Here is a 4,073-nt window from a genome sequence, read left to right as displayed (position 1 = left end):
CCAAACGTGTGCAACGATCCATGTGCTTAATGCATTGTTGTCACTCATTTTATCACCCTGGTGCCCGTGTGTACAAAAAATAGTGAGTGTTTGATTGCTGACAGCAGTCTTTAAAATGATGCCTTCATAAACCGGCAATGGCATGGTAAAGTTTTTTTTCAAATACATTTCCACATCCAATTTATTTTTCCAGGTAACATCGTGGTTGCCAAAAGTTTTAAAATAATTATTGGGTTGAAAGGCAGCTTCGGCAGCAAAAGCTTTTTCGTTTTTTTCTAATACTTCTGCCAGCGGATATTTCCATAATTCTTCACTGTCGCCTAAATTAATAAAAGAAAAATTTTGCTGTTTGTAATATTGTAATGCAGTAAGATAATTAAATTCATTAGTAGTAAAATCGTCAGACCAGTCACGGTTGCCTTTATGCTGATCGCTGAAGATGATAAATTTATCTTTTAACGGATCAATAAAAATACTGCAAACTCTTTTGCTGTTTTTTTTACTGCTGTTGTATAATTTAGTTAACGATTTAAATACTACTTCCCGTTTTGGTTTGGCACTAAGGGTATTGGCCACCCAGCTGAGTGGTTTTTTAAATAAATATTGTAACAGCTTTCGCATAAATTAAGAGTTTGCCACAGATTATTTTTTTGAATGCAGCCACGGATTACAGAGATTTTCACTGATTATTTTCCTGCTGCTCTCGCAATACTGCATTTGTATTCATCCGTGTTAATCTGTGTAATCCGTGGCTAAGTTTTATTTTTTAAAATACTTTGCCAGCATCGGAATTTTTGCAAGCTCCTTCGCTTCTACTTTTGTAACAAACCACGTAAACAATCCAAACAGTACAGTAGCCGTGGTTAACGAAAACCAAAGATGACCGGGATAAATTTTATTAATACCCAAATGCAGTAAATAGATTAAAACCACCAGCACTAAATAAGCAATTAATTTTTTTACAGGATAAGGAACCGGATAATATTTTTGCCCCAGCAGGTAACTGCTTATCATCATAAATAAATAACAGGTAAAAGTGGCAATAGCAGCGCCGGTGTAATGCAGCTTTGGAATTAATAAAACATTCAGCACAATAGTTATTACTGCACCAACTATAGTTATTACTGCGCCATAAGTATTTTTATTGGTGAGCTTATACCAAACACTGAGGTTATAATAAATACCTAAAAAAATATTTCCTAATGCAAGAATAGGAACAATTTGTAAACCTTCGGCCCAGCGTTTGTTGGCAAAAGTTATAAAGATCCATTTAAACACATCTAAGTATAAACCTATTAGTAAAAACATAAAGCAGCAGGCAATTACAAAAAATTTCATCACCCTTGCATAAGTGCGTTGTGCATTTTCATCTTTACTTTTATTAAAGAAAAAAGGTTCGGCAGCCATACGGAAGGCCTGAATTAAAATAGTTATCAGTAATGCAATACGAAATATGTTTGCAAAAATGCCCAGTTCATGATCGGCCTGCTGCTGAGGTAAATTTACCACATGGCGGTAAATTAAACGGCTGAGTACATCGTTCACCATTCCGCCGAGGCCAACAATAATTAAGGGGGTGCTGTACTTCATTACTTCTTTCCACAGCACTTTATCAAAACTAAATCGTATCTGCCTTATTTCTTTACTTAATAAAACAAGTGTGAATACACTGCCGCACAAGTTGCCCAATAAATAATAACCAAGACCAACATCTTTGTTGTAAATACTTTTTAAAAAACTATCGGGGTTATTGTGTAATATTTTTGGCACAACACCCAGAAAAAAAATAACCACACTTAAATTAATTACTATACCGGCAATACGGGCAAAGGCATAACGCCTGGGCCGGTCCTCCTGCCGCAGTTTAGCAAAGGGTAAAGTGTTTAAATTATCTACAGCAATAATAGCAATCATCCACAGCACATAATCGGGGTGGTTGTTTAAATCGGCAGCACCCGTAATGGCACTTTTGCACAACAATAATATTAACGTAAAAAGTATGCTGCTGAAAAATAATGAAATGCTGAGTGTGCTGTACAGTTTTTGTCTATCGTGTGTTTGCGAAAAACGGAAGTACGCCGTTTCCATACCATAAGCATACAGCACATTTAAAAAAGGGATAATGGTGTACACCTGTACCAGGTCGGCAGTTTTTTCGGGCATGGTAATAAAAAACGGCAAAGCCATATTCATTAAATAACCTAAAAAACGGCTGGCAATTGTGGGTACGCCGTACCATAATGTTTGTGATGCTAATTTTTTAATGCCGCTCAATGGTTATTTTAATTTGCACCAAATTTACTTGTATAATTTTAATTTTTGTTTAAATAAATGATGCAACCATTTGCCAACATAAATTATCTTTGTTTAAAACAAAGTAATATGAAATACGCCTTTACATTTATTTTTTTAACAGCATTATATCTTTCTGCTGCTGCCCAGAGCCGTACTGCCACGGTGGAGTACCAAAAAATTAACCGCCAGGCTGTGGTAAACGAAATACCTTTTCCTGAAAAAACTATACGTGATGCTATTGACAATAAAATGCAGCAAATGGGCTATAAAGGAAAAGACAGCAAAGGCTACACGGTTTATAAAGGCGTAAGAATGCCCGAGCTGGGTAACGACAGTTACGACCTGTATTTTATGGCTGACAGAAAAAGCCGTAAAGAAAAAGAAAACTCTACCCTTACTTTAATGATATCGAAAGGTTTTGACAGTTTTATTGCCGACAGCACCGACAATAAAGTAATGGACAATGCAAAAAATTATTTGGACAGTATAAAAAATATGATTGCCGCTTACGACCTGGAGCAGCAAATTATTGCACAGGAAGATGCTATAAAAAAAGCAGATAAGAAAAGTGCTAACTTAATTGATGATGGTGTAAGCCTGGAAAAGAAAAGGAAAAATATTGAGCAGGATATTGCCGACAACAAAAAAAATCAGGTTAACCAGCTTGCAGAAATTGAAAAGCAAAAACAGATTTTGGAAGTGTTGAGGGGTAAGAGGAAATCTTAATTTAACGATTAAGAAAACTCCAACCCATAGTAAACTATCTCCCAAATTTAGTTATAAATATTCATCAGTATTGGTTTGTCTGATTGATCAATATATTTTTTAAGTTCCGTTAAAAATGCAGGTGCCACAGTTGGGCAGCCCCAGCTTTGGCAAATGGTAAGCGGCGCAACTTCTTCATTGGGTACACAGGCGTGTGAGTGCAATACTACAAAACGATTATAAGCATTGCTGTTGGTATTATCCAACCCATATAATTTAAAAGCAAGTCCAAATTTACCGGTATAAGAATTGCCTATTTTATATCTGCCTAAAGAAGTGCATAAACTGTTGGGTGTATTGGAGAATTGAATGGGGCTGGTGTTAGTTGTTCCGCCGCCATGTGTTACAAGACCGGAAAGTTCAACCGAATCTTTTTCTAAATTATAAACGAAAAAGCGTTTTTTTCCAGATTCAATTTTCATATCCAGCATAAAACAATACTGTTTGTTGAAATGATTTTGTTTTGCATACAAAACCATATCGTCAGCCTTTTGCTTTAATCTTAGTAAAGCGTTTTTACCCGTTTCGTCTTTTTTTACTTTAAAAGAAACCGCTGAAGTGGTAGTGTTGAATTTTGGTTTGTACCCCCGAAACAATCGGGGCAGGCATAAAAAATAAGCTAATGCAGAAAGGCTGGCCAACACCAGCAATACTGTGGCAGTAGTTTTTATTATAAATTTCATGAAAGTTTTATCGGGCTTAGATGCCTAACGAAACTGTTTCCACAAAATTTTTTAAGTTGTGTTAAAGAAAATAAAATAAATTAATTCCAAAAGCAAACAGGGTAACACTGCCATCCATACTTCCCATACCCATACCACCCATCATAGTAAAAGCATATTCTCCATGCGGTAATGTTTTATCTATTACCAGCTCCCAATAACCATCTTTTATTTTTTTTACACTAAAAGTATATTTATCACTTGACTTTTGTTTTTTACTGCCAAATGGCGACATGCCCGGGTTTTTTTGCAGCATTACTTTTCTTTTACTGTTTGCCGTTTCAAGTTTGT

The 4,073-nt window shown here is 35.7% G+C and carries 4 protein-coding genes and 1 pseudogene; 1 reads left to right on the top strand and 4 read right to left on the bottom strand.

Features of this window, described 5'->3' with window-relative positions; genetic code table 11:
* Together ACY65O_RS15470 and ACY65O_RS15465 are read right to left on the bottom strand one after the other, a co-directional pair.
* Nucleotides 1-621 (bottom strand): annotated as a pseudogene (locus ACY65O_RS15470) (metallophosphoesterase); the annotation flags it as partial.
* A gap of 138 nt (nucleotides 622-759) precedes the next feature.
* A complete protein-coding gene (locus ACY65O_RS15465) occupies nucleotides 760-2,274 on the bottom strand; it encodes a lipopolysaccharide biosynthesis protein (RefSeq protein WP_462221762.1) in 1,515 nt (504 codons plus the stop codon).
* Between the two features lie 108 nt (nucleotides 2,275-2,382).
* Between ACY65O_RS15465 and ACY65O_RS15460 the strand changes: the two genes are divergently transcribed.
* Nucleotides 2,383-3,021 carry a hypothetical protein gene (locus ACY65O_RS15460; protein WP_462221761.1) on the top strand — a complete coding sequence of 213 codons (639 nt, stop codon included), beginning with the start codon at nucleotides 2,383-2,385 and terminating at the stop codon, nucleotides 3,019-3,021.
* Nucleotides 3,022-3,068: 47 nt separating this feature from the next.
* On the opposite strand, the gene ACY65O_RS15455 is transcribed toward ACY65O_RS15460, so the two are convergent.
* Together ACY65O_RS15455 and ACY65O_RS15450 are read right to left on the bottom strand one after the other, a co-directional pair.
* Nucleotides 3,069-3,743, bottom strand: a complete 675-nt coding sequence (locus tag ACY65O_RS15455) for a murein L,D-transpeptidase catalytic domain-containing protein (protein WP_462221760.1) — start codon at nucleotides 3,741-3,743, stop codon at nucleotides 3,069-3,071.
* A gap of 61 nt (nucleotides 3,744-3,804) precedes the next feature.
* A partial coding sequence (locus tag ACY65O_RS15450; RefSeq protein WP_462221759.1) for a hypothetical protein occupies nucleotides 3,805-4,073 on the bottom strand: 269 nt, incomplete at its 5' end.

Origin of the sequence: Ferruginibacter sp., assembly GCF_031430955.1 — a bacterium.
Taxonomy (GTDB): Bacteria; Bacteroidota; Bacteroidia; order Chitinophagales; family Chitinophagaceae; genus Ferruginibacter.
Note: the sequence above shows the minus strand (reverse complement) of the source record. Positions and strands in the feature narration are given on the sequence as shown.

Excerpts from the sequence above, each read along its gene's own strand:
- ACY65O_RS15460 (WP_462221761.1), top strand. The coding sequence starts at position 2,383 with ATGAAATACGCCTTTACATTTATTTTTTTAACAGCATTATATCTTTCT.
- ACY65O_RS15455 (WP_462221760.1), bottom strand. The coding sequence starts at position 3,743 with ATGAAATTTATAATAAAAACTACTGCCACAGTATTGCTGGTGTTGGCC.